The sequence below is a fragment of the Urechidicola vernalis genome (assembly GCF_031846385.1).
GTDB classification, from domain to species: domain Bacteria; phylum Bacteroidota; class Bacteroidia; order Flavobacteriales; family Flavobacteriaceae; genus Urechidicola; species Urechidicola vernalis.
This window is the reverse complement of sequence record NZ_JAVRHV010000006.1, coordinates 1-23,118: the sequence shown is the minus strand read 5'-3', so window position 1 is coordinate 23,118 and position 23,118 is coordinate 1. Positions and strand designations below refer to the sequence as shown.

The 23,118-nt window shown below is 33.6% G+C and carries 23 protein-coding genes; 11 read left to right on the top strand and 12 right to left on the bottom strand.

Going from position 1 to position 23,118, the window contains the following annotated elements:
- Positions 1 to 19 precede the first annotated feature (19 nt).
- The gene (locus RM519_RS11135) at positions 20 to 733 is read right to left on the bottom strand and encodes an LOG family protein (protein WP_311593889.1); all 714 of its coding nucleotides are present in this window, start codon (positions 731 to 733) and stop codon (positions 20 to 22) included.
- Positions 734 to 773: 40 nt separating this feature from the next.
- Positions 774 to 3,599: an excinuclease ABC subunit UvrA gene (gene uvrA, locus RM519_RS11130; RefSeq protein WP_311593888.1), complete on the bottom strand. Its 2,826-nt coding sequence runs from the start codon at positions 3,597 to 3,599 to the stop codon at positions 774 to 776.
- A 154-nt stretch (positions 3,600 to 3,753) separates the two neighbouring features.
- Between uvrA and RM519_RS11125 the strand changes: the two genes are divergently transcribed.
- Entirely contained in the window at positions 3,754 to 5,130 is a 1,377-nt protein-coding gene (locus RM519_RS11125) for an alanine/glycine:cation symporter family protein (protein ID WP_311593887.1), read from the top strand.
- On the opposite strand, the gene RM519_RS11120 is transcribed toward RM519_RS11125, so the two are convergent.
- From RM519_RS11120 to RM519_RS11095, 6 genes are all read right to left on the bottom strand, one after another.
- On the bottom strand, positions 5,127 to 5,618 hold the full coding sequence (locus RM519_RS11120; RefSeq protein ID WP_311593886.1) for a hypothetical protein: 492 nt from the start codon (positions 5,616 to 5,618) through the stop codon (positions 5,127 to 5,129). The genes RM519_RS11125 and RM519_RS11120 overlap by 4 nt on opposite strands.
- Before the next feature lie 89 nt (positions 5,619 to 5,707).
- Positions 5,708 to 6,199 (bottom strand): DUF2911 domain-containing protein, encoded by a 492-nt coding sequence (locus RM519_RS11115; protein WP_311593885.1) that lies wholly within the window; start codon positions 6,197 to 6,199, stop codon positions 5,708 to 5,710.
- A gap of 34 nt (positions 6,200 to 6,233) precedes the next feature.
- Positions 6,234 to 7,082, bottom strand: a complete 849-nt coding sequence (locus RM519_RS11110; protein WP_311593884.1) for a DUF2911 domain-containing protein — start codon at positions 7,080 to 7,082, stop codon at positions 6,234 to 6,236.
- A gap of 88 nt (positions 7,083 to 7,170) precedes the next feature.
- A complete protein-coding gene (gldG, locus tag RM519_RS11105) occupies positions 7,171 to 8,820 on the bottom strand; it encodes a gliding motility-associated ABC transporter substrate-binding protein GldG (protein ID WP_311593883.1) in 1,650 nt (549 codons plus the stop codon).
- A complete protein-coding gene (gene gldF, locus RM519_RS11100) occupies positions 8,813 to 9,532 on the bottom strand; it encodes a gliding motility-associated ABC transporter permease subunit GldF (protein ID WP_311593882.1) in 720 nt (239 codons plus the stop codon). Before gldF ends, gldG begins: the two co-directional genes overlap by 8 nt.
- Before the next feature lie 52 nt (positions 9,533 to 9,584).
- A complete protein-coding gene (locus RM519_RS11095; protein WP_311593881.1) occupies positions 9,585 to 10,415 on the bottom strand; it encodes an SAM hydrolase/SAM-dependent halogenase family protein in 831 nt (276 codons plus the stop codon).
- 139 nt (positions 10,416 to 10,554) lie between these two features.
- Here RM519_RS11095 and RM519_RS11090 point away from each other — a divergent pair, with 139 nt between their 5' ends.
- The 6 genes from RM519_RS11090 to RM519_RS11065 all read left to right on the top strand — a co-directional run bounded on the left by RM519_RS11090 (position 10,555) and on the right by RM519_RS11065 (position 14,933).
- Complete coding sequence (locus RM519_RS11090) at positions 10,555 to 11,502, top strand: PhoH family protein (RefSeq protein WP_311593880.1); 948 nt, start codon at positions 10,555 to 10,557, stop codon at positions 11,500 to 11,502.
- Positions 11,503 to 11,586: 84 nt separating this feature from the next.
- Positions 11,587 to 12,534, top strand: coding sequence for a phosphoribosylaminoimidazolesuccinocarboxamide synthase (locus RM519_RS11085; RefSeq protein WP_311593879.1), 948 nt, complete (start codon positions 11,587 to 11,589; stop codon positions 12,532 to 12,534).
- A gap of 5 nt (positions 12,535 to 12,539) precedes the next feature.
- Entirely contained in the window at positions 12,540 to 13,247 is a 708-nt protein-coding gene (locus RM519_RS11080) for an SGNH/GDSL hydrolase family protein (protein WP_311593878.1), read from the top strand.
- 2 nt (positions 13,248 to 13,249) lie between these two features.
- Positions 13,250 to 13,738, top strand: coding sequence for a GNAT family N-acetyltransferase (locus tag RM519_RS11075; RefSeq protein ID WP_311593877.1), 489 nt, complete (start codon positions 13,250 to 13,252; stop codon positions 13,736 to 13,738).
- A 5-nt stretch (positions 13,739 to 13,743) separates the two neighbouring features.
- Positions 13,744 to 14,259, top strand: coding sequence for an alpha/beta hydrolase (locus RM519_RS11070; RefSeq protein WP_311593876.1), 516 nt, complete (start codon positions 13,744 to 13,746; stop codon positions 14,257 to 14,259).
- A 35-nt stretch (positions 14,260 to 14,294) separates the two neighbouring features.
- Complete coding sequence (locus RM519_RS11065; RefSeq protein ID WP_311593875.1) at positions 14,295 to 14,933, top strand: GAP family protein; 639 nt, start codon at positions 14,295 to 14,297, stop codon at positions 14,931 to 14,933.
- A gap of 4 nt (positions 14,934 to 14,937) precedes the next feature.
- Here the strand turns inward: RM519_RS11065 and RM519_RS11060 are convergent, their stop codons facing one another.
- Positions 14,938 to 15,723, bottom strand: coding sequence for a sulfite exporter TauE/SafE family protein (locus RM519_RS11060; protein WP_311593874.1), 786 nt, complete (start codon positions 15,721 to 15,723; stop codon positions 14,938 to 14,940).
- A gap of 127 nt (positions 15,724 to 15,850) precedes the next feature.
- Between RM519_RS11060 and RM519_RS11055 the strand changes: the two genes are divergently transcribed.
- The 3 genes from RM519_RS11055 to acs all read left to right on the top strand — a co-directional run bounded on the left by RM519_RS11055 (position 15,851) and on the right by acs (position 19,835).
- A complete protein-coding gene (locus RM519_RS11055) occupies positions 15,851 to 16,105 on the top strand; it encodes a DUF4212 domain-containing protein (RefSeq protein ID WP_311593873.1) in 255 nt (84 codons plus the stop codon).
- A 2-nt stretch (positions 16,106 to 16,107) separates the two neighbouring features.
- Positions 16,108 to 17,793 (top strand): sodium:solute symporter family protein, encoded by a 1,686-nt coding sequence (locus RM519_RS11050; protein WP_311593872.1) that lies wholly within the window; start codon positions 16,108 to 16,110, stop codon positions 17,791 to 17,793.
- 134 nt (positions 17,794 to 17,927) lie between these two features.
- Positions 17,928 to 19,835, top strand: coding sequence for an acetate--CoA ligase (gene acs / locus RM519_RS11045; RefSeq protein WP_311593871.1), 1,908 nt, complete (start codon positions 17,928 to 17,930; stop codon positions 19,833 to 19,835).
- On the opposite strand, the gene RM519_RS11040 is transcribed toward acs, so the two are convergent.
- Genes RM519_RS11040 through RM519_RS11030 form a run of 3 tightly spaced genes read right to left on the bottom strand, consistent with a single transcriptional unit; the run spans position 19,832 to position 22,130 of the window.
- A complete protein-coding gene (locus tag RM519_RS11040; protein WP_311593870.1) occupies positions 19,832 to 20,506 on the bottom strand; it encodes a PrsW family intramembrane metalloprotease in 675 nt (224 codons plus the stop codon). The genes acs and RM519_RS11040 overlap by 4 nt on opposite strands.
- Positions 20,503 to 21,039, bottom strand: coding sequence for an NUDIX hydrolase (locus RM519_RS11035; RefSeq protein WP_311593869.1), 537 nt, complete (start codon positions 21,037 to 21,039; stop codon positions 20,503 to 20,505). The genes RM519_RS11040 and RM519_RS11035 overlap by 4 nt, the downstream gene beginning before the upstream one ends.
- Complete coding sequence (locus RM519_RS11030) at positions 21,039 to 22,130, bottom strand: M42 family metallopeptidase (RefSeq protein WP_311593868.1); 1,092 nt, start codon at positions 22,128 to 22,130, stop codon at positions 21,039 to 21,041. Before RM519_RS11030 ends, RM519_RS11035 begins: the two co-directional genes overlap by 1 nt.
- A 101-nt stretch (positions 22,131 to 22,231) precedes the next feature.
- Between RM519_RS11030 and RM519_RS11025 the strand changes: the two genes are divergently transcribed.
- Positions 22,232 to 22,918: a DUF4294 domain-containing protein gene (locus RM519_RS11025; protein WP_311593867.1), complete on the top strand. Its 687-nt coding sequence runs from the start codon at positions 22,232 to 22,234 to the stop codon at positions 22,916 to 22,918.
- Positions 22,919 to 23,118 lie beyond the last annotated feature (200 nt).

The following is a 23,118-nucleotide window of genomic DNA, read 5'->3' as shown; positions in this document are numbered from 1 at the left end:
GAAATTTATAAATTGAATTTTAAAAGTTTGGACTCAAACTATATTTTTTATAGAATTCATTTATTACATCAATTACTTCATCTTCTGTATCAACTAATGAAATAAGGTCTAAATCTGTTTCGCTAATGCTGCTAAATTTTTTGAGTAGCGTGTCTTTTACCCAGTCTAATAATCCACTCCAAAACTCGGTGCCCACTAATATAATAGGGAATGCTCCAATTTTTTTTGTTTGAATTAAAGTAAGTGCTTCAAACATTTCATCTAAGGTTCCAAAACCTCCTGGCATTACAACAAATCCTTGTGAGTATTTTACAAACATTACTTTACGAACAAAGAAATAATCGAAATCTAGATTTTTATCTTTATCGATCCATGGATTGTCGTGTTGTTCAAATGGCAATTCAATATTTAATCCAACCGAAACACCTTTTCCTCTATGAGCACCTTTATTACCGGCCTCCATAATTCCAGGTCCTCCTCCTGTAACAACACCATATCCATTTTGTGATAATTTATATGCGGTACGTTCTGCTAATTCGTAATATTCATGACCAGGTCGTAATCTGGCAGAACCAAAAATACTAACGCAAGGACCTATTTTGCTAAGTTTTTCATAGCCCTCAACAAATTCTGCCATAATTTTAAAAATGGCCCAAGAATCATTGGTTTTAACTTCGTTCCATGTTTTGTGCTTGAATTTTTCTTTTATTTTTCTATCTTCATTTGGACTCATAATCATTTGTTTTTTTGCAATTTCTAAAAAAGTGAGCCTGCTAAGATAGTTCTTTTATCAAGAATTTTGAAGTGTAACTTTTTTTGTTTTTAACAATTGCTTCTGGGGTCCCAGTGCATAGAATTTCGCCTCCTTTTTTACCACCTTCGAGTCCTATATCTATAATATGGTCTGCGAGTTTTATAACATCCATATTATGCTCAATTACCAATACTGTATTTCCTTTATCGGTAAGTTTATTTAATACTTCCATTAGAACGCGAATATCTTCAAAATGCAATCCAGTAGTAGGTTCGTCTAGAATATAGAATGTATTTCCAGTATCTCTTTTAGAAAGTTCAGACGCTAATTTTATGCGCTGCGCTTCACCGCCAGAAAGGGTTGTAGATTGCTGTCCAAGGGTAATGTAGCCAAGCCCAACATCTTTAATTGTCTTTAATTTCTTGTAGATTTTCGGGTATTTTTCGAAGAAATCAACCGATTCATTTATGGTCATATTTAGAACATCAGATATAGATTTTCCTTTATGCCTTATCTCTAAGGTTTCTCTGTTGAATCTTTTTCCTTGACATGTTTCGCATTCAACTTCTACATCTGGTAAAAAATTCATTTCAATAATCCTAACACCACCTCCTTGGCAAGTTTCACAGCGACCGCCTTTGACATTAAAAGAAAAACGACCTGGTTTATAACCTCTAATCTGAGATTCAGGGATCTTGGTGAAAATACTTCTAATATCACTAAAAACACCCGTATATGTTGCCGGGTTAGATCGAGGCGTTCTTCCTATAGGAGATTGATCTATGGCAATAATTTTATCTATATGCTCTAGACCTTTTATGGATTTATAAGGCATCGGTTTTTTTACACCGCGGTAAATATGATGATTTAAAATAGGGTAGAGGGTTCCGTTTATTAAGGTTGATTTACCACTTCCAGAAACCCCCGTTACACAGATTAATTTTCCAAGAGGGAATTCGGCTGTGACATTTTTTAAATTATTACCACTTGCTCCTTTTAGGACTATTTTATTGCCATTTCCTTTTCTCCGTTGCGTTGGAATTTCTATTTTTTTTCGTTCGGTTAAATAGTCAGATGTTAGTGTTTTATGCAACTTTATTTCTTCGAATGAACCTTCGCTCACAATTTCACCGCCATGTCTACCGGCACCAGGACCAATATCTAAAACATAATCGGCTTTTTCAATCATGTCCTTATCATGTTCAACGACTAATACCGAATTGCCAACATCTCTTAACTTCACCAAAGAATCGATTAATTTTTGATTATCTCGTTGATGAAGCCCGATACTGGGTTCGTCTAAAATATATAGAACTCCGACTAATTGAGATCCTATTTGAGTGGCTAATCTAATTCGTTGTGCTTCTCCACCAGAAAGTGATTTTGAAGTTCTGTCAATGGTTAAATAATCCAATCCAACATCCACTAAAAACTGAATACGTGTTCGTATCTCTTTTATTATTTCTGAACCAATTGTTAATTGACGTTCTGTTAAATTTTGTGAAATATCTTTGAACCAATTTGCCATTTCAATCACATCCATTTGTGCTAAGTCGGCAATGTTATTACCATCTATTTTAAAATGAAGCGCTTCTTTTTTAAGGCGTTTACCATGGCAGGTTGTACAATTAACTTCATTCATAAAACCTTTAGCCCATCTTTTAATAGAAGTAGATTCAGAAGTATTGTATTGGCTTTGAATAAAATTGATGATTCCTTCAAAGTCTATTTCATAATTTCGGGTTATCCCCATGGTTTTTGATGCAACCTTAAATTTCTCGTTTCCTCCATTTAATATAATCTCTAAAGCTTCTTTTGGAATTTTAGATATAGGATCTGTTAATTTAAAATTATATCGTTCTCCAATTAATTCTAATTGTTTAAAAATCCAACTGCTTTTTTGTTCACCAATTGGCGCAATCCCTCCATTCTTTATAGACATGGAATTATCCGGAATAATCTTGGCCTCGTTAACAATGTTTATTTTTCCTAATCCATTACAAGTTTGGCACGCCCCTTTAGGCGAGTTAAAAGAGAAGGTGTTTGGCTCAGGGTTTTGATAAGCAATTCCCGTTGTTGGACACATCAATTCTCTACTAAAGTAGCGAGGTTTTTCAGCGTCATGCTCTAACACCATCATTACATTGTTTCCAGAGTATAATGCTGTTACAATAGATTCAGATAAACGTTTTTCGATGGATTCGTTTATTTGTAAACGATCAATTACAATTTCAATATCATGGTTTTTGTAACGGTCTAAGCGCATTCCTTTTTCGATGTCTACAATCTCGCCATCAACACGAACCTTTACAAAACCTTGCTTGGCAATTTGCTCAAATAACTCTCTATAATGTCCTTTTCTGGATTTTACTACGGGGGCAAGGATATTTACTCTTTTTCCATCAAAATCATTTAGAATTAGTTGGCGAATATGCTCATCGCTATAACTCACCATTTTTTCTCCGGTGTTGTATGAATATGAATCTGATGCTCTGGCAAAGAGTAATCGCATAAAATCATAGATTTCGGTTACGGTTCCTACCGTTGATCTAGGGCTTTTATTTGTTGTTTTTTGTTCAATAGCAATTACAGGAGATAAGCCGTCAATTTTGTCAACATCCGGTCGTTCTAATCCACCTAAGAATTGACGTGCATATGCAGAAAAAGTTTCTATATATCTTCGTTGTCCTTCAGCATAGATAGTATCAAAGGCTAATGAGGATTTTCCACTACCACTTAATCCGGTTATGACCACCAATTTTTCACGTGGTATACGAACATCAATATTCTTTAAGTTGTGAACCCTCGCTCCTAAAACATCTATATATTCTTGCTGATTTTTCATGTAAAATATTGGAAAAACGCAAAGTTACAGAAATGTTATTAGAAAATTATGTAATGTGAGTTTATACTTGTCAGTTACTTTTTGATAATTATTATAAATTCGATAGGCAATAGTGTTTTCACTTTACTATTTTTAGCACTTAAAATTTAGTTACATGGAATTATTAGATAGTTGGATAGCATCGTTTGCTTCTTTTGTATGGGGATTGCCCTTATTAGTGTTGTTAATAGGAGGAGGGTTGTATCTTTTAATTTTGTCAAAATTTTTACCTTTTCGCTATTTAGGTCACGCTATCCAAGTATTACGTGGAAAGTACGATGACCCTAACGATCCTGGACAAATTAGTCATTTTCAGGCCTTGGCAACGGCTTTATCTGCAACCGTAGGTATGGGTAATATTGCTGGTGTTGCGGTAGCAATATCAATTGGTGGTCCTGGGGCAGTATTTTGGATGTGGGTTAGTGCAATTGTTGGGATGTCTACAAAATTTTTTACGTCTACACTGGCTATTATGTACCGAGGAAAAGATAGTGCCGGTGAACTACAGGGAGGACCGATGTATTTTATAAGAGAAGGATTAGGGGTAAAATGGAAACCCTTAGCCGTTATGTTTAGTATTTGTGGTTTAATCGGAGCCTTTCCAATTTTTAATGTAAATCAACTAACACAAGCGATTAATGATATTTTATTAAAACCAAATGGAGTAGATGTTGGCTTAGGTTCTAATATTATTATCGCGTTAATTCTTGTTGCGCTTACTTCTGTGGTTATTTTAGGAGGGTTGAAAAGAATAGGTAAAACTGCTTCTAGATTAGTACCATCTATGGTGGTGTTATATTTTGTGTTGGTCGTTATCATTTTAGTGGTAAATATGAACGAAGTTCCAAAATACTTTTTAATGATTTTTACAGATGCATTTGAAGCAAACCATATGAAAGGTGAGGCTGTTTTTGGAGGAGTTTTAGGAGCATTAATTATCCATGGAATCCGAAGAGGAGCATTTTCTAATGAGGCCGGAATCGGAACAGCGCCAATGGCGCATGGAGCGGCAAAAACGGATGAACCAGTAAGAGAAGGTTTAGTCGCAATGTTGGGTCCAGCAATTGATACACTAGTTGTATGTACTTTAACCGCTTTAGCAATTTTGGTAACGGGTGTTTGGCAAACAACAGAAGCAAATGGAGTAAGTTTAACAGCTTCGGCGTTTAATAATGCCATTCCGTCTATTGGGAGTTATTTACTCTTGTTATGCATTGCTATTTTTAGTATTTCTTCGTTGTTCTCCTATTCGTATTACGGAACAAAATGTATGTCGTACTTGTTTGGTGCAGATAAAAAGCATTATTACAACTATTTTTACATCGCTAGTATCGTTATTGGAGCAACAACATCATTAAGTATGATGATTAATTTAATTGATGGCGTATTTGCATTAATGGCTATACCAACAATGACAGCGACTATTATTTTAGCGCCAAAGGTTGTTAAAGAGATTAAGAGTTATACTTCAAGATTAAATTCAGGAAATTAATCAGCAGAAAAAGTAGTTTCTAGAAAAACATTTTGCCATTCGTCATTTACTAAAATGCCGACTTTATAGTTGTATGTTGTTTGGTTTACATATTCCCATAAATCGGTAACGATGCTTTCACCATATTGGTAGGTGTAATAAATGTCGTTTTCAATAAAGGTAATGTCTCCCGTAGTTGCACCACCAAAAACATCGAATTCCCAAAATTTGTAGGAACTAGAAGAGGTGTCATACATTCGTACACCATGGTTGCGATTTCCGTATTTTTCTTTAGTTTCATCTATAAATCCTTTCGTTTTTGAAATGATAATGGATTCATTTAAATCCAATGAAAAAGAAATTTTCTGCTTAAAAGGGCTACCATCTCTCCAATTCCCGTTTGCTTTCCAAACTTTGTTTACTAAATGTTTTAAAGGCGTTGTATTTACAGATTGTGAAAAACTCAAAAAAGGAATTAGGATAAATAAAAGCGAGAAATGAATTTTCATGATATCAAATTTTATTCTCAAAGATAAGAATACAAAACAAAAAAAAGGCCGCTCTAAAGAGCAGCCTTTTCATATAAAATTCGTGTGAATTATTTTACTTTCATCATGAAGCCTTTATCAGCCCAAACAAATTTGACACCTTTTTCAGTTACCTTATAAGTTAAGTTTTCTTTCGATTCTTTTAAAGATTTTGCCTTAACATCTACTCGTAAAGCATCATCTGCTTCTTTATAAGAAGAAGAACCCCAAGCATCATTTTTATTGCTAAAAATTGCTATCCAGTTATCATTTTCATTAGGGATAATAAAGAAACCATATGTTCCAGCAGCCAAATCTTGGCCATTTACTTTTACTGCTTTGTCAAATGAAATTGTAGTATTTTCGTTTGCACCAGCTCTCCATACTTTAGCATAAGGAACTAAATTTCCATAGATCGTTCTTTCCTTAACTCTTGGCGAACTGTATTTAATTTCAACGCTTGCTTCTGCAATTGTTCCTGTTACTGTTTCAGCCGGACTTTTTTGTCCAAAAGTTACAGCAGACACTAACATAATAAGAGATAGGATTAGTTTAGATTTCATAATTGTTTAGATTTTAATTTAGTTATTTTAATTATTATTTAGACCATTCTGTAATGGATTCTTTATTCATTTTAACGTAGTCTGCGTTTTTGTATTTTTCAGCAAGTTTCAAAGATTTTTCAGCGATAGCAACTGCTTCTTTCTTTTTATTCAAACCTGCATAAATTAAAGATTGCTGACGTAGAACCCAGAATTTTTGATTTTCACCATCCATTTCAACAGCTTTATCTATCCAAGTTTTTGCTTGATTTAAATCTTTACCTGATGTTAAGTAGTAAACCGCTGCTTGAAAGTAATCTCCTGCCGCAGGTCCCGCCATCGTAGTTTCAATGCTTTTCATTGCTATTGCATCTGAAGGAACTCCAACGTTTAATCTAACCATTGTTTTTTCCCAAGCGATATAAAGATTAGCGGAGTCATTTGTGAAATCACCAAATGCAATAGTAAAGGACTCCCAAGCATTTGCCATCTGTCCAGTTTTTACATTAACTTTTAGCGCTACTTTAGAATTGTCTAATTCCTGTGGTGCTCCACCTGCATTATATTCTGTGTAAAATATTACATCCCAAGAATCTTCAGATGGGACAGAAAATATTGCGTATGTACCTTTCTTCAATTCTTGACCTTCAATAGTAACGTCATCTCCAAAAGATATAGAAGTTCTCATATTGGCTCCAGTTCTCCAAAGTTTTCCATAAGGCACTAAATCGCCAAAAACAACTCTGCCTCGCATAGAGGGGCGTGAGTAGTCAACCTTTATTGTTGTCATTCCAACAGTTTGCTCAATTTTTGCACCTGGACTCGGTTGCGGTGTTTGTATTTGCGCATTTAGCGCAAAAGTAACACTCAAAATACTTAGTAGTGTAGTAAATTTTTTGATCATAATATTTCGTTTTTAGTTACACAAATATAAACATAAACCAAATCAAAAAATGGAGAGGAAGTAGTTTAACAAAAAATTATGAGTATGCTTAGGTGTACTTTTTCTTTCGAATGAAATTAAAAACAAGTCCAAATAATGCAATTATGAATAGAGGTAAAGTAATATTTAGAAACTGGTAAAAAGTACGAGACTGATACGCTTTTTCTCTATCTAACATTTTTAGTTCAATAGTTTTAGAGCGAATTTGTACCAAGCCTGTATCGTCTAGTAGATAGTTAACACAATTCAATAAAAACTCTTTGTTTCCAAATTGTTGCCCAGTGTATTTATCAACACCTAGCGGCTCAGGAATCCCTCTAGTAACTTGGTTCGCAATAACATCTCCATCCGCAATGACAATCATTTTATTTTCTTCGGAAATGAGTTTTTTTAATGATGTGCTAAAAGGTTGAACTCTATTTTTATAGGCTGAATTAAATTTCCCTTCTAAAAGCACGGCTAATGGGATATTTCCGTTATTAAATAATTTAGGATCTGGTTTTTCTGTAATCGTTTTTAAACTTATGATGGACGGTGTCCCTACCGTTTTTGATAGCAGTGAACTTTGTAATAAGACCGTTTTGTCAACATCATTGTTTAAAATATCTAAAGCGTTAGCAAATTTAAAATTGATTGGTTCTATATGTTTGTTTATAGGGTGGTTGTTTTTAGAAATGGCAACAGGGTAATATTTCCACAATAACTTATTGTATTGTGTTTGATTGCCGATTCTACCTGTGGCTAAAGGAATTTTAGCGCTGTACAAATCTTGCACAAGAACAGGGTTTATTCGAACTCCATAACTAAATAATTGATCAGTCAGGTTTAAATCTCTAGGAAATGCCAATGATTCTCCCGAATCCATTAAACTATCTAATTCGGCATGCGTTTTATCAAGTAACCATAATGATTTTCCTCCGTTGGTTATGAATTGATCCAGCGTATATTTTTCATTTTCAGTAAATTTCTCTGTGGGTTTTGCAATAATTGCTAAATCGAAATTTGTTAATTGCGATAGCGTTTTTTCAGGGTTGCTTTTAACCGAGTCTAGTGTAAAAGGAGCCAAATGATAATATTCTCCAATCTTCCTTAAAAAATCAGCAATGTAAATATCATCTAGTTGACCATTTCCTTTTAGAATGGCAATTTTCTTTTCTTTTTTAGCTGTTATTTTATGAATGGCATCTGCAAAGGCATATTCTAAATTCTCTATTGCATTTTGCAATTGCTCGTCTTGACTTTGTACATTGGTATCTTTTAGTAAAGAAACCAATTCATTTTTTTTTCCTTTTTGTACTGTTGCCCAAGGGAAAATAATAACTTCCTGAGTCTGTCCATTCTTTTCGATAGTTAATTGACTCGGTTGAAGTCCACTTTCAATTAACGCTTCGGTATCTGTATCTAATGGATTAATAAATCGGAATCGTATATTAGAATTTTCAACCTTTAATTCCTCTAATAGTTGACGCGTTTCATCAGATAAACGCTTAAATTCAGAAGGAAATTCTCCTTCTAGATATACTTTTATAGTAATAGAAGAATTTACATTTTCTAAAATTGTTTTGGCTGGGTTTGATAGTGTGTATCGACCATCTTCTGTTAAATCAAAACGATGGTAAAAATTATTAGAAATGAAATTTATTCCTAATACGCAAACGATTAGAATACCAACTCTCTTTATGTTTTTTGAATTAAGCACGTTCTAGTCTAAATTTAGTTAGTACAAGAAAGAATCCTGAGATACTTAAAAAATAGATCAAATCTCTTGTGTCAATTACACCACGAGCCAAACTTTTAAAATGCGCTGACATGCCTGTTTTTTGAACGGTGTATTCTAAATTTCCAAATAGGGAATCCATAGCGTCAAAGCCAGAATACAAAAATAACGATAAGCAAACACCAATAATAAAGGTAGTAATCTGATTTTTAGAAAGAGTTGAGGTATATAATCCAATAGCAATATAAGTACTAGCCAAAAACAATAGTCCAATATATGAACCCAAAAGGCTTCCTAAATCAAAATTATTTGCCGGGTTTCCAAGGGACCCTATGGAGTATACATAAACTAAAGTTGGTACAATTGAAAAAATAATGAGTATTAAGGCTGCAAAGTATTTACCAAAAATTATTTGCCAAAGGCTTAAAGGTTTTGTTTTTAATATTTCTATGGTGCCAATTGCATATTCGTCAGAAAACATGCGCATGGTAATTGCTGGAATTAGAAATGTGAAAATCCAAGGTGCTAAATAAAAGAATCCGTTTAAATCGGCAAATCCAGTATTTAAGATGTTAAAATCACCATCAAAAACCCAAAGAAATAGACCATTTAACCCTAAAAATACCGCAATGACTAAATAACCAATGGGTGTAGAGAAAAATGCATTTAATTCTTTTTTTAAAATGGCAATCATATGTGTATTCGTAATTCTTTAAACAAACGCTCTATTTTTACGTTTGGTATTTTTATTCAAAAGTTATAGTTAATTGATCCCTGTAATCAAGTCCTAGTAAACTAGATGCACCTCCAACGGTTTTCATATTACTTCTATAAATAGAAACTTCAATAAAGTCAGAAGAATTGAAAATAATTAATTTTTGACCATCTTGATTTCTTTGTTCTTCAGGTAAATCAAAGTTGACAATGTCGCTATATTTTTCGAATATTTTGGTGAATTTATAGCGGCCAGCATGCATTGTAAATGGACGTCCTTTTCCAATTTCATTAAACAATTTTCTATTAATGTTTGTAATTACATTTCCGTAATTATCTATGTAAATCACGGATCCAGTAATTTTAGTATTGTCAGATGAAATTACAGGCTGGATATCAATTAATCGTTTAAAATCTTCTATTACTCTACCAATAATTTCTAATGTACCACCTCTTTTAATGTGGCAAGCCACTTTAACGAAAACATCTAATACCGGAAAACTACTTTCTACACGATCATGAATATTAATCTCTACAATTTTCTCCGGTTTAAAATCAGACGCAATCATAGATATTACACCATTATTCGGGCAGATAAAGAAGTGGTTGTCTAGTTTTAAAGCGATGTGATTCGTATCTTGATTTAATTCTGAATCTACACCAATAATATGAATACTCCCTTCAGGAAAACTCCTATAAGAGTTTTTCATAACATACGCAGTTTCAGCAATGTTAAATGGTGAAATATCGTGTGAAATATCAACAATAGTGACATCAGGAAGTTCAGTATAAATCGCTCCTTTTACTGCCCCAACAAAGTGGTCTTTCAATCCGAAATCGGTAGTTAAAGTTATTAAAGACATTTGTTAATTACTTCCTGCGGTTAATTGTTGGTTGCAATAATAAATTTATAAATTTGTTTACAAATCTAATCAATATTCAACTATTATTGATTTGTTTTTACAAGCAATTTTCTAACAAAAAACCAAAAACAATAATCATTTGAACGAGCGCCTAATAGAACTTACCGATATCAACCCAAATGATTTGTTTGGGCCAAGAAATAGTAATGTAGACATTTTAAAAAAGTACTACCCAAAACTAAAAATTGTTGCGAGAGGAACAAAGTTAAAAGCATTTGGAGAACCTGAAATTTTAGATGTTTTTGAAAAAAAGGTGCAACGGCTAATTATTCATTTTAATAAGTATAATAAATTAGACGAAAACAGTATTGAGCGTATTGTCGCTTCTGATGATGTTGCTCCGAAAAACCATGCAAAATCTGATGGTGTATTAGTACATGGTGTAGGTGGAAAATTAATTAAACCACAAAGTCCAAACCAGCAAAAGATGGTAGATAACATGCAAAAGAATGACATGTTATTTGCTGTTGGTCCCGCAGGAACAGGGAAAACTTACACTGCGGTTGCTTTAGCTGTTAGAGCTTTAAAAGAAAAAGAAGTTAAACGAATTATTCTAACGCGACCTGCTGTAGAGTCCGGTGAAAAATTAGGTTTTTTACCAGGTGATATGAAAGAGAAGTTAGATCCATATATGCAGCCATTATATGATGCTCTTAGAGATATGATTCCGTTTGAAAGATTGGATTCTTATTTAGAAAAAGGAGTAATTCAAATAGCACCATTGGCATTTATGAGAGGTAGAACTTTAGACAATGCTTTTGTTATTTTAGATGAAGGACAGAATACCACACATAGCCAAATGAAAATGTTTTTGACTCGTATGGGAAAAAGTGCCAAGTTTATAATTACGGGTGATCCTGGTCAGATAGATTTACCGCATCGACAAGTTTCTGGTTTAAAAGAGGCCTTATTGGCATTAAAAGATGTTAAAGGAATTTCAATGGTTTATTTAGATGATAAAGATGTAGTTCGTCATAGGTTAGTAACACATATTATTAAAGCATTTAAAAGTATAGAATCTGAATAGCGGGTTGTATCTTTGCGATTGAATATTAACATTTAAGAATTGTCACCTTTTGTTCAAATGAAAGGTCTGTTTTACAACACAACAATGAATACAATTAACGATACAAATTATAATTTTTCGAATCAAAAGTCTATTTATAAAGGAAAAGTAAGAGAGGTTTATAATATTAATGATGAGGTCTTAGTGATGATTGCTACTGATAGGTTATCGGCTTTTGATGTAATTATGCCAAGACAAATTCCTTTTAAAGGACAAATTTTGAATCAGATTGCGGCCAAAATGATGAATGCAACTTCAGATTTGGTTCCAAACTGGATTGTTGATATTCCAGATCCAAATGTTGCTGTTGGTCATTTATGTGAGCCGTTTAAGGTAGAAATGGTAATTCGTGGATATTTAAGTGGACACGCGGCAAGAGAATATAAAATTGGGAAAAGATTGTTGTGTGGAATGCCAATGCCTGAAGGGATGAAAGAGAATGATAAATTCCCTGAACCAATTATTACACCTTCAACAAAGGCTGAAAACGGTGAACATGACGAGGACATTTCTAGAGAGGATATTTTAGCAAATGGAATCGTTTCTGAAGAAGATTATTTGGTATTGGAAGATTATACTAGAAAACTGTTTCAGCGTGGTAGTGAAATAGCAAACGACCGGGGGTTAATTTTGGTTGACACTAAATATGAGTTTGGGAAAACTAAAGAGGGTAAAATTGTGTTGATTGATGAAATTCACACTCCTGATTCTTCCCGTTATTTTTACGCAGAAGGATATCAAGAAAGACAAGATAGAGGAGAGGCTCAAAAACAATTATCTAAAGAGTTTGTACGCCAATGGTTAATAGAAAATGGTTTTCAAGGAAAGGAAGGGCAACAAATACCGGAAATGTCTGATGAAAAATTAATTGAGATTTCAAATAGGTATATTGAGTTATATGAGCAGATAACAGGAGAAAACTTTGTTAAAGCTGACGTTTCGGATGTTGAAAACAGAATCAATGTTAATGTTAATGCTTTTTTAACTAAATAATATTTATGAAATTAAAATCATTGAAAACATATAAGAAACTCCTGTATTTGGGAGTTTTTCTTGTTTATATGGTAGGTATGGAAAATGTAAACGCACAAGACTGGGCAAATTTAGAAAGTTTCAAAGAGGCCAATGCGCCGTTTTTAAACGGAGATAAAGATGATCCCGAAGTTGTCTTTATGGGGAACTCTATAACAATAGGTTGGTACAATACCAATCCTGATTTTTTCAATACAAACAATTTTGTAAATAGAGGTATTGGCGGACAAACAACGCCGCAGATGCTTGTTCGGTTCCGTCCAGATGTGATAGATTTAAAACCAAAAGTGGTCGTTATTTTGGCGGGAACAAATGATATTGCTGGTAATACGGGGCCTTCTACAATAAAAATGATTGCCGATAATATTTTTTCGATGTGTGAAATTGCCGAAGCAAATGATATTAAAGTTGTAATTTCTTCTGTCCTGCCAGTTTATGATTATCCATGGAAGCCTGGATTGGAGCCTGCTCAAAAAATTATTGATTTAAATCTTTTACTTAAAGAATATGCCGCAAAAAATGGCCATGAATATTTAGATTATTTTTCATCAATGGTCGATGAAAGAAATGGGTTAATTACAGAATATGGTTATGATGGTGTCCATCCGAATAACGAAGGCTACAATGTAATGACAGAATTGGTTCAAAAAAGTTTGAAGAAAGTTATCAAATAAGAATGCATTTAAAAGTTGTCGATACGAGAGAAGATATTTTGATGGTTGAAAAACTAGCAAAAGAAGTGTGGGAGCAGCATTATACACCAATTATTGGTGAAGAACAAGTTGCTTACATGCTTAAAAAGTTTCAGTCGGCGAATACAATGACTGAACAATTGCATGCTGGTTATTTGTATTATATCATAAATTTCAAAAATGAACCTGTAGGGTATTTATCTATTTTACCTAAAGAGAATGAATTGTTTTTAAGCAAGATTTATGTGTTACAACACTTTCAAGGAAAAGGATTAGGTAAGTTTATGTTGAATTTTGTATTTGAAATGGCAGTTGAATTGAAAAAGGATAAAGTAGCCCTTACCGTTAATAAGTACAATGATAATGCAATTAGGGCCTATGAAAAAATGGGTTTTATTAATGTTGATGCCGTTGTAACTAATATAGGATCTGGTTACGTAATGGATGATTTTATCATGGAAAAGTCCGTTTAAAATTTATGAAATCTAGGCTTATTGTAATTTCTGATTTATTTGGTTTTAAAGAGAATAATTGGATTCAGAATTATATGGCTATTCTAAATGATTACTTCGAGGTTGTATTTTATGATGCTTTAGTCCTTGCCGAAATTAAAAAGGCAAGTAAAACTGAAAGTGAATTGCATAATGCGTTTGTTAATGGAGGAATAGAAATTGCAATAAATAACCTCTTAAACCTAGAGAATGAGTTAGTTAATGTTTTAGGTTTTAGTATTGGTGGAACTATAGGCTGGAAGGCGGGCTTAAAAGGGTTGAAAATTCAACGAATAATAGGTGTATCATCGACAAGATTGAGAATGGAAACTCTAAAACCAAATTGTAAGATTGAATTATTTTATGGAGAAAAGGACTCCGATGCTCCATCGAATAATTGGTTTCAACTAATGGAACTGAATTATACAAGTATTCGAAATGCTGCACATACTTTTTATAAAGAAAAAGAGCATATAGATATAATTGTAAACCGTTTAATTTAAAAGAATTGATTGAATCTTTATTAAAAACATTACCTATGTTAATAGGGCTAGCACTTAGTCCGCTGCCCTTAATAGCAATGTTTATGCTTTTACTTACACCAAAAGCGAAACAAAACAGTTCTGCATTTTTAATTGGATGGTTAGTCGGGGTTTATTTAATTGCAGGTGCTGTTTTATTGTTACCAATTCCATTGGAGGCAACATGGAAATCGATGGGGTCTTCAAAAAATACTCAAATAATTATTGGTGTTGCAATGTTGTTGGCCGCTGTTATTGTTAAGATAAAGGGAACTAAAAAAACAGATCCAATTAAAATACCTAAACTATTTGTTCATATAGATAAGTTTGGATTTAAAAGATCTATTTCGCTAGGTTTTTTAATGTGTACTATAAATGTAAAAAACTTAGCCCTTGTTGTTGCCGGTGCAGTTCAAATAAAAACAGCGTTAACTTCTGACTTATTAGACAGAGGCATTGCTTCTTTATTGTTCACAGTATTGGCGAGCAGCAGTATGATTGTTCCGGTAATTATTTATAATTTATCACAAGAAAAATTAGACACATTGTTCTTAAAATGGCGGAATTTTCTAATTAGAAATCAAACGAGTATTTTAATGATGGTGCTTTCCTTTTTTGGTGTTTTGCTGATATATATGGGGCTCTCATCAGTATAGTGTATTAAATTACATACTTCCAAAGAATTCGCAATCCAACAATTGCGATAAGCACAGCTGTTATTTTTTTTAATAGAAAAGGAGAGATTGTTTTAGCACTTAATCTTGACCCTATTTGACCTCCAATAAACACCGATATCAATAGTACTAAGGTTAGATCCCATTCTATTGTAAATTTATTATGTTGCATTTGCCCTAACAATCCGGCAATGGAGTTTACTAAAATAAATAAACTGGCTGTAGCAGCAATTTTTTTAGGCGTATCCCAATTGGTTAAATGAAGTAATGGTGCTAAAAAAATGCCACCACCAATACCGACCATTCCAGAAATAAAACCAATAATTCCTCCATAAGATGCATCCTTAGTTAATGAAGATTGATAAAATTCACCACTTGATTTTTCCGAAACGTATTTCGACATCCACATAAATAATGCAGCAATAATTAAGGTAATTCCCAATAGAATAAAAAAGAATGATTGGCTAATTTTTAAATAACCGCCAATAAATGCTAAGGGAATTGAAAAAGAAACTAGTGGAATTACTTTTCTCCAATTATAAAGACCGTGTTTGGCATATATTAATGTACCACTTGTAACAACTACTATATTACACAATAAAGCTGTAGCTCTAATTTGTGTAAATGCTAAGCCAGTGAGCGCAAGTATTGCTAAGTAACTAGAGCCACCGCCAAATCCTACAGATGAATATAAAATTGCAATTGAAAAAAAGAGCAAAACAATTCCCCAGTTTTCTATCAGCGATTTTATAATTTCAGAGAATTCAATCATAGAGCGAAAGTACTAAAGCAATTATCAATTTACAATGGGTTCAAAAAAAGATTTGATTGTAATGGTTAAATGAATGGTGAGTTAAATTAAAAAAGATGTATTTTTAGAATCCAAAAATAAACCTAGCATGTCTACACCCAATCATAAAGCTTATTGGAAAACAAACCTGAGATATTTGGCCATTCTTTTATCCATTTGGTTTATTGTCTCTTATCTTTTCGGAATTGTATTTGTTGAAGAATTGAATACTATTAGAGTTGGCGGCTTTAAACTTGGGTTTTGGTTCGCTCAACAAGGATCTATTTATGTATTCGTAATACTTATATTCGTATACATTCGCTTAATGAACAAACTAGACAAAAAACACAACCTCGATAAATAATTATGGATTTACAAACTTGGACTTGGGTTTTGGTAGGAATTACCTTTGCGCTTTATATTGGTATCGCAATTTGGTCACGGGCCGGATCTACAAAAGAATTTTATGTTGCAGGAGGAGGTGTTTCCCCTTTAGCGAATGGTTTGGCAACTGCGGCAGATTGGATGTCTGCAGCATCTTTTATTTCAATGGCAGGTATTATTTCCTTTTCAGGATATGATGGTTCTGTTTATCTAATGGGTTGGACTGGTGGTTATGTATTGTTAGCATTATTATTGGCGCCTTATCTAAGAAAATTCGGAAAATTTACGGTGCCTGATTTTATCGGAGATAGGTATTATTCAAATGTTGCTAGAACAGTTGCAGTATTTTGTGCACTGCTCGTTTCATTTACTTATGTGGCTGGACAGATGCGTGGCGTAGGATTGGTGTTCTCTCGGTTTTTAGAAGTTGATATAAATACGGGTGTTATTATTGGAATGATTATCGTTTTATTTTATGCCGTTTTAGGGGGGATGAAGGGAATTACTTACACGCAAGTAGCTCAATACTGTGTGTTGATTTTTGCTTTTATGGTTCCTGCTATTTTTATCTCTATTCAGATGACAGGAAATCCAATTCCACAATTAGGCTTTGGAGGAACTGACGAAACAGGAATGTATTTGTTAGATAAATTAGATGGCTTGCATAAAGATTTAGGTTTTGCAGAATATACCTCAGGTTCAAAATCGACTTTAGATGTGTTCTTTATTACGGCAGCCTTAATGGTTGGTACAGCAGGATTACCTCATGTTATTGTGCGATTCTTTACAGTAAAAAAAGTTGCCGACGCACGTGTATCTGCTGGATGGGCTTTATTATTTATTGGAATTCTTTATACAACTGCTCCAGCAATTGCTGTGTTTTCTAGAACCAATATGATCGAGACAGTTCATAATGTTCAGTATGATCAGTTGCCAGAGTGGTTCGAGAATTGGGAAACTACGGGATTGATCGCTTTTGAAGACAAGAATGGAGACGGTAAAGTTCAATATGTTGGGGATGAGAGTTTAAATGAATTAACGGTTGATAGAGATATTATGGTTCTGGCAAATCCTGAAATAGCCAAACTTCCAAATTGGGTAATTGCCCTTGTAGCGGCAGGCGGTTTAGCGGCTGCATTATCTACTGCGGCGGGATTATTACTCGTAATATCAGCCTCAGTTTCGCATGATTTAATTAAAAAAATGATAAAACCAGATATATCTGAGAAAGGAGAATTGGTTGCTGCGCGTTTATCTGCTGTAGCCGCTGTTTGTGTTGCTGGATATTTTGGTATTAATCCACCCGACTTCGTCGCCGCAACAGTTGCTTTAGCCTTTGGTTTGGCGGCGGCCTCGTTTTTCCCTGCAATAGTATTAGGAATATTCAGTAAACGAATGAATAAAGAAGGAGCCATTGCCGGAATGGTTGTGGGTATCTTGTCCATGTTATTTTATATGCTCAAATTCAAATTCGATTGGTTTGGAGGAGGGACTAAAGAAGATTGGTGGTTTGGAATTTCTCCAGAAGGGTTTGGAACTGTAGCAATGATTGCAAACTTTGTTGTTTCAATGGTAATTTCGAAATTTACACCAGCACCCCCAAAAGAAGTACAAGAAATTGTTGAGAATATCAGAATACCGAGTGGAGCGGGAGAAGCAACACATTAATATTTCATTTTCAAAGTTTAGTTGGTCGATAAAATCACGTCATCAATAGAAAAAAGTAATTTTCAAATTGCTAATTTTATTATTTTCGGATTCGATTTTAGAAATCGCTTTTAACCTAATAAACACTACTACTAATGAGTAATTATCATATAAAGCATCTTGAAGAATATTATAAGGTGTATCGTAAATCCGTTAGAGAGCCTAAAGTATTTTGGGAGGAGATTGCAGAAGAACACTTTGTTTGGCGTAAACGTTGGGACAAAGTTTTGTCGTGGGATTTTAAGAAACCTGAAATTAAATGGTATGAAGGTGCCAAATTAAACATAACGGAGAATTGTATTGACCGTCATTTGCGAACAAATGGAAATAAAACGGCAATTCTTTTCGAGCCTAATAACCCGGATGAGGAAGCACAGCACATTACGTATAATCGTTTGTACGAAAGAGTAAATCAATTTGCAAATGTTTTGAAATCTCAAGGAATTAAAAAAGGCGATCGTGTCTGCATTTATTTACCGATGATTCCTGAATTGGCAATTTCATTATTAGCTTGTGCTCGTATTGGGGCTATACATTCCGTAGTATTTGCAGGATTCTCAGCAACAGCATTATCATCTAGAATTAATGATTCAGATTGTAAAATGGTCATTACTTCCGATGGGTCCTACCGAGGTAAAAAGACAATTGATTTAAAAGGAATAGTTGATGAAGGTTTAGAAGAATGTGCAAACGTAGAAACTGTTTTGGTTGTAAATAGAATCAATTCAGAAATCAATATGAAAGAAGGTAGGGATAAATGGTTGCAGCCTTTATTAGATGATGCTTCTAAAGAGTGTGAGCCAGAAATAATGGATGCAGAAGATCCATTATTTATTTTATATACTTCCGGATCAACTGGGCAACCAAAAGGTATGGTGCATACAACTGCTGGTTATATGGTTTACACGGCATACACCTTTAAAAATGTATTTAATTACCGTGCAAACGACGTGTATTGGTGTACTGCAGATATTGGGTGGATTACTGGGCATAGTTATATTGTATATGGACCTTTGGCAAATGGAGCAACAACAGTAATGTTCGAGGGCGTTCCAAGTTATCCGGATTATGGAAGATTTTGGGAAGTTGTTGAAAAGCATAAAATCACGCAATTTTATACAGCACCTACAGCAATTAGAGCCTTGGCAAAAGAAAAACTAGATTATGTAGATAAATATGATTTGTCTTCATTAAAAGTATTGGGCTCTGTAGGCGAACCAATAAATGAAGAAGCATGGCACTGGTACAATGATAATGTAGGGCATAAGAAAAGTCCAATTGTCGATACTTGGTGGCAAACAGAAACTGGAGGAATCATGATTTCTCCGTTGCCATATGTAACACCAACAATTCCAACATATGCTACGTTACCGTTTATTGGAATTCAACCAGCCCTAATGGATGAAAATGGTGAAGAGATTCATGGCAATCAAGTTGATGGTCGATTGTGTATTAAATTTCCATGGCCTTCTATGGCCAGAACCATTTGGGGAAATCATCAGCGCTATAAAGAAACCTATTTTTCTGCCTATGAAAAGAAATACTTTACAGGAGATGGTGCGCTAAGAGATGCAACTGGATATTACAGGATTACCGGTAGGGTAGATGATGTAATAATTGTATCAGGACATAATTTAGGAACTGCTCCAATTGAGGATGCTGTGAATGAACACCCAGCGGTTGCTGAATCCGCTATTGTTGGATTTCCACATGATATTAAAGGAAACGCTCTTTACGGATATGTGATTTTGAAGGAAACAGGTGAGTCTAGAGATCAGACTAATTTAAGAAAAGAGATCAATCAAATAATTACAGAACACATTGGTCCAATTGCAAAATTGGATAAAATTCAGTTTACAGTTGGTCTGCCTAAAACAAGAAGTGGTAAAATTATGCGTAGAATATTACGTAAGATTGCTTCAAAGGACACCTCTAATTTAGGAGACACATCCACTTTATTGAACCCGGAAGTGGTTCAAGAAATAATGGATAATGCCCTTTAATATTTAAACTGAGAGCGGTTTTGGTGTTTTTTAATTGCTTTCCTTGATAATACAATACCTATTATTAAGGAGAGTAAAGCGCCGATCCAAATTCCAGGAATAAAATTGATAAATAAGAAATAATCATATGCTCCGTGAAACAACGTGGCATATAGTAATCCTAAAAGATTGTATTTTATTCTGTGCCTAGAGAATTTTGCAATTCCCATATAATAACCCATTATTATTCCAAATGTAGCATGAGCAGGTACAGCGGTGAATGCTCTTGCTAGAGCGGTATAAAACCCTCCATCCATCACATATAGAATGTTTTCTGTAAATGCAAAACCCATAGAAACCATAACGGCGTATACAATTCCATCAAAAGGCTCATTAAATGCGGATTTTTTCTGAGCGTAAAACCTAACAATAAGGTATTTGCTAAACTCTTCAACTAATGCAACAACTATAAAGGCTTTAGTAAATTGCTGAAAAAGATTAAAGGAATCTGAGAAAGGAAATATTTTACTCGCTATTGTAGAGATTAGAATGGTTGCAATAACACTTATAATCGCACCACCTAAAAAGGTTTTTACTAGTAATTTTTTTGGCTCTTTTTCATACTTGTCTTTCACATAGATATAAATAATGATGAAAGCAATTGGAGCAATGGTTAACAATACCACATTCATTGTTCCAGATTATTTAGGATTTGAAGATAATAATCCGTTGGATGTTTGGCATAATCATGATTTAATTCTTTAATTTCTTGGCGAAATAGTTTTATAGGAATTAATTTAAGTGCGGTTAGTTCCTCTTTTTGAATTTTTAATTCTGAAAACCGCTTCTCTAATTTACATTTATAAATGTAGTGTAATTCATTATCTATATAAGCAGGATTAAATTGTTGATGTTCGTGATAAGTTCCAATTGGTTTTAGGGATTCCTTTTCAATTTCCAATCCAATTTCCTCTTTAATTTCCCTTAATGCACTTTCTAATGGAGATTCTTTAGTTCCAATATGTCCAGCAACTGAAACATCCCAAACATTCGGAAATGCAATTTTTGTAGCACTTCTTTTCTGTAATAATAATTCTTCAGTCTCCGTATAAAACCAAATATGGACGCTTGCATGCAACCATCCATATTTATGTGCTTCAGATTTTAAAGCAGTTTTTTGAAAAGAATAATCTTTATTTAATATGTCTATTAATTCATCTGTCATTAATCAAAATAACTAAAACCTTTTTTAGGGTCTATTTGAAGTAACGATTCATAGATTAATTTAATTACATTTTCCACATCTTCCTTGGCAACCATTTCAACTGTTGTATGCATATATCTTAGCGCTAAACTAATTAATGCACTTGGTACGCCTCCATTAGAATATGCAAAAGCATCAGTATCGGTTCCTGTAGCTCTAGAAGAAGCTAAGCGCTGAAATGGAATTTCATTCTTTTCTGCAGTATCAATAATTAATTCACGCAAATTATTTTGTACAGCGGGAGCATATGAAATAACAGGGCCATCTCCAGATTTTGTTTCACCCTCTTTTTTCTTGTTAATCATAGGCGTTGTTGTATCATGACATACATCTGTAATGATGGCAACATTAGGCTGAATGGTATGTGTAATCATTTCGGCTCCACGTAATCCAATTTCTTCTTGAACCGAGTTTGTTATATATAAGCCAAAAGGAAGGTCCTTTTTATTCTCCTTTAACAATCTTGCAACTTCTGCAATCATAAATCCACCCATTCTATTATCCAGGGCTCTACAAACAAAATTGGTTTTATTCAAAATCATGAATTCATCAGGGTAGGTTATAACGCATCCTACATGAACACCTAATTTTTCCACCTCCTTTTTACATTTACAACCAACATCTATAAAGATGTTATCGAGTTTAGGCGTTTCTTCTTTGCCTTTTAGTCTTGTATGAATTGCTGGCCATCCAAAAATACCTTTTACAATTCCCTTTTTTGTGTGGATATTTACCCGTTTTGAAGGAGCAATCTGGTGATCACTTCCACCATTTCTAATAACATAGATCAATCCATCATCAGTTATGTAGTTTACATACCAAGAAATTTCGTCGGCATGACCTTCTATAACCACTCTAAATTTTGCATCTGGATTAATCACTCCAACTGCTGTTCCATAACTATCCGTTATAAATGTATCAACATAGGGTTTTAAATAGTCCATCCAAATTTTCTGACCTTCACTTTCGTAGCCAGTAGGAGAGGGGTTATTCAAGTATTTTTCGAGGAAGGTTATTGATTTTTTATTTAAAATTGATTTTGTATTGCTCATGTTCTTAAAGTTTTCTCAAAAATACTGAAATTTCCGTTTTACATTATTTCTAGTTTCAAATAATTGTAATTTTGTAAACTCTAAAGACGTTATATATAGCTATGAGAAAACTTGTTAGTTTATTTTTTGTATTAATCGGAGTTTTTGGGTTCTCACAAACCGAAAAGAAAATAAAAAAGGACTCTTCCTATATATATAAGGACTACATAATTTTTGAAGGTGATACGGTGGTCATAGAATTAGATGAAGTGGCAGTTCTGAATAAAGTTAAGTTTAAGAACGATTATGACAAACGTTATTATTATTGGTTTAGAAAAAAAACTATAAAAGCTTACCCTTTTGCAAAATTGGCGGCCGAACGATTAACGACTTTAAATGAAAGGTTGGATAATATCGATTCTAAGCGTAAGAAGAAATTGTATACAAAAAGAGTTCAAAAATATATGGAGGAAGAGTTTACTGAACAATTGAAAAAGTTAACAAGAACGGAAGGACGTATTTTGATAAAACTAATTCATAGGCAAACTGGAGTTACCACGTTCGATTTAATAAAGGAAATTAGAAGTGGATGGAAGGCTTTTTGGTATCATAAGACAGCGAGTCTATTTAAATTATCTCTAAAATTAGAATACAATCCAGAATTGATAGATGAGGATTTTATGATAGAAGATATCTTACAAAGGGCTTTTATGAATGGAACCTTAGAAAAACAAGTGTCGAAATTAGATTTTGATTATATGAATATAGCCGCTAAGCGAGGTAATTTAATTCATGTTCAAAAAAAATAAAGGTAATAGGTTATTGATATTCAAGGGCTATCGTAATGAGTTAAATAAATTCTATTTTTTTACAAGGTTTTATTAGGTTTTAAGAAAAGAATGTTAGTATATTTGCATCCGCTTTTGAGGCATAAGTTTTGAGAGCAAGTTCATTGAGATAGAGGTTTTGTTCGGGGTAAGAAAAAAGATTAAAAAAAGTTTTAATTTTT

Excerpts from the sequence above, each read along its gene's own strand:
- RM519_RS11135 (WP_311593889.1), bottom strand. The coding sequence starts at position 733 with ATGAGTCCAAATGAAGATAGAAAAATAAAAGAAAAATTCAAGCACAAA.
- uvrA (WP_311593888.1), bottom strand. The coding sequence starts at position 3,599 with ATGAAAAATCAGCAAGAATATATAGATGTTTTAGGAGCGAGGGTTCAC.
- RM519_RS11125 (WP_311593887.1), top strand. The coding sequence starts at position 3,754 with ATGGAATTATTAGATAGTTGGATAGCATCGTTTGCTTCTTTTGTATGG.
- RM519_RS11120 (WP_311593886.1), bottom strand. The coding sequence starts at position 5,618 with ATGAAAATTCATTTCTCGCTTTTATTTATCCTAATTCCTTTTTTGAGT.
- RM519_RS11115 (WP_311593885.1), bottom strand. The coding sequence starts at position 6,199 with ATGAAATCTAAACTAATCCTATCTCTTATTATGTTAGTGTCTGCTGTA.
- RM519_RS11110 (WP_311593884.1), bottom strand. The coding sequence starts at position 7,082 with ATGATCAAAAAATTTACTACACTACTAAGTATTTTGAGTGTTACTTTT.
- gldF (WP_311593882.1), bottom strand. The coding sequence starts at position 9,532 with ATGATTGCCATTTTAAAAAAAGAATTAAATGCATTTTTCTCTACACCC.
- RM519_RS11095 (WP_311593881.1), bottom strand. The coding sequence starts at position 10,415 with ATGTCTTTAATAACTTTAACTACCGATTTCGGATTGAAAGACCACTTT.
- RM519_RS11085 (WP_311593879.1), top strand. The coding sequence starts at position 11,587 with ATGAATACAATTAACGATACAAATTATAATTTTTCGAATCAAAAGTCT.
- RM519_RS11080 (WP_311593878.1), top strand. The coding sequence starts at position 12,540 with ATGAAATTAAAATCATTGAAAACATATAAGAAACTCCTGTATTTGGGA.
- RM519_RS11075 (WP_311593877.1), top strand. The coding sequence starts at position 13,250 with ATGCATTTAAAAGTTGTCGATACGAGAGAAGATATTTTGATGGTTGAA.
- RM519_RS11070 (WP_311593876.1), top strand. The coding sequence starts at position 13,744 with ATGAAATCTAGGCTTATTGTAATTTCTGATTTATTTGGTTTTAAAGAG.
- RM519_RS11065 (WP_311593875.1), top strand. The coding sequence starts at position 14,295 with ATGTTAATAGGGCTAGCACTTAGTCCGCTGCCCTTAATAGCAATGTTT.
- RM519_RS11060 (WP_311593874.1), bottom strand. The coding sequence starts at position 15,723 with ATGATTGAATTCTCTGAAATTATAAAATCGCTGATAGAAAACTGGGGA.
- RM519_RS11055 (WP_311593873.1), top strand. The coding sequence starts at position 15,851 with ATGTCTACACCCAATCATAAAGCTTATTGGAAAACAAACCTGAGATAT.
- RM519_RS11050 (WP_311593872.1), top strand. The coding sequence starts at position 16,108 with ATGGATTTACAAACTTGGACTTGGGTTTTGGTAGGAATTACCTTTGCG.
- acs (WP_311593871.1), top strand. The coding sequence starts at position 17,928 with ATGAGTAATTATCATATAAAGCATCTTGAAGAATATTATAAGGTGTAT.
- RM519_RS11040 (WP_311593870.1), bottom strand. The coding sequence starts at position 20,506 with ATGAATGTGGTATTGTTAACCATTGCTCCAATTGCTTTCATCATTATT.
- RM519_RS11035 (WP_311593869.1), bottom strand. The coding sequence starts at position 21,039 with ATGACAGATGAATTAATAGACATATTAAATAAAGATTATTCTTTTCAA.
- RM519_RS11030 (WP_311593868.1), bottom strand. The coding sequence starts at position 22,130 with ATGAGCAATACAAAATCAATTTTAAATAAAAAATCAATAACCTTCCTC.
- RM519_RS11025 (WP_311593867.1), top strand. The coding sequence starts at position 22,232 with ATGAGAAAACTTGTTAGTTTATTTTTTGTATTAATCGGAGTTTTTGGG.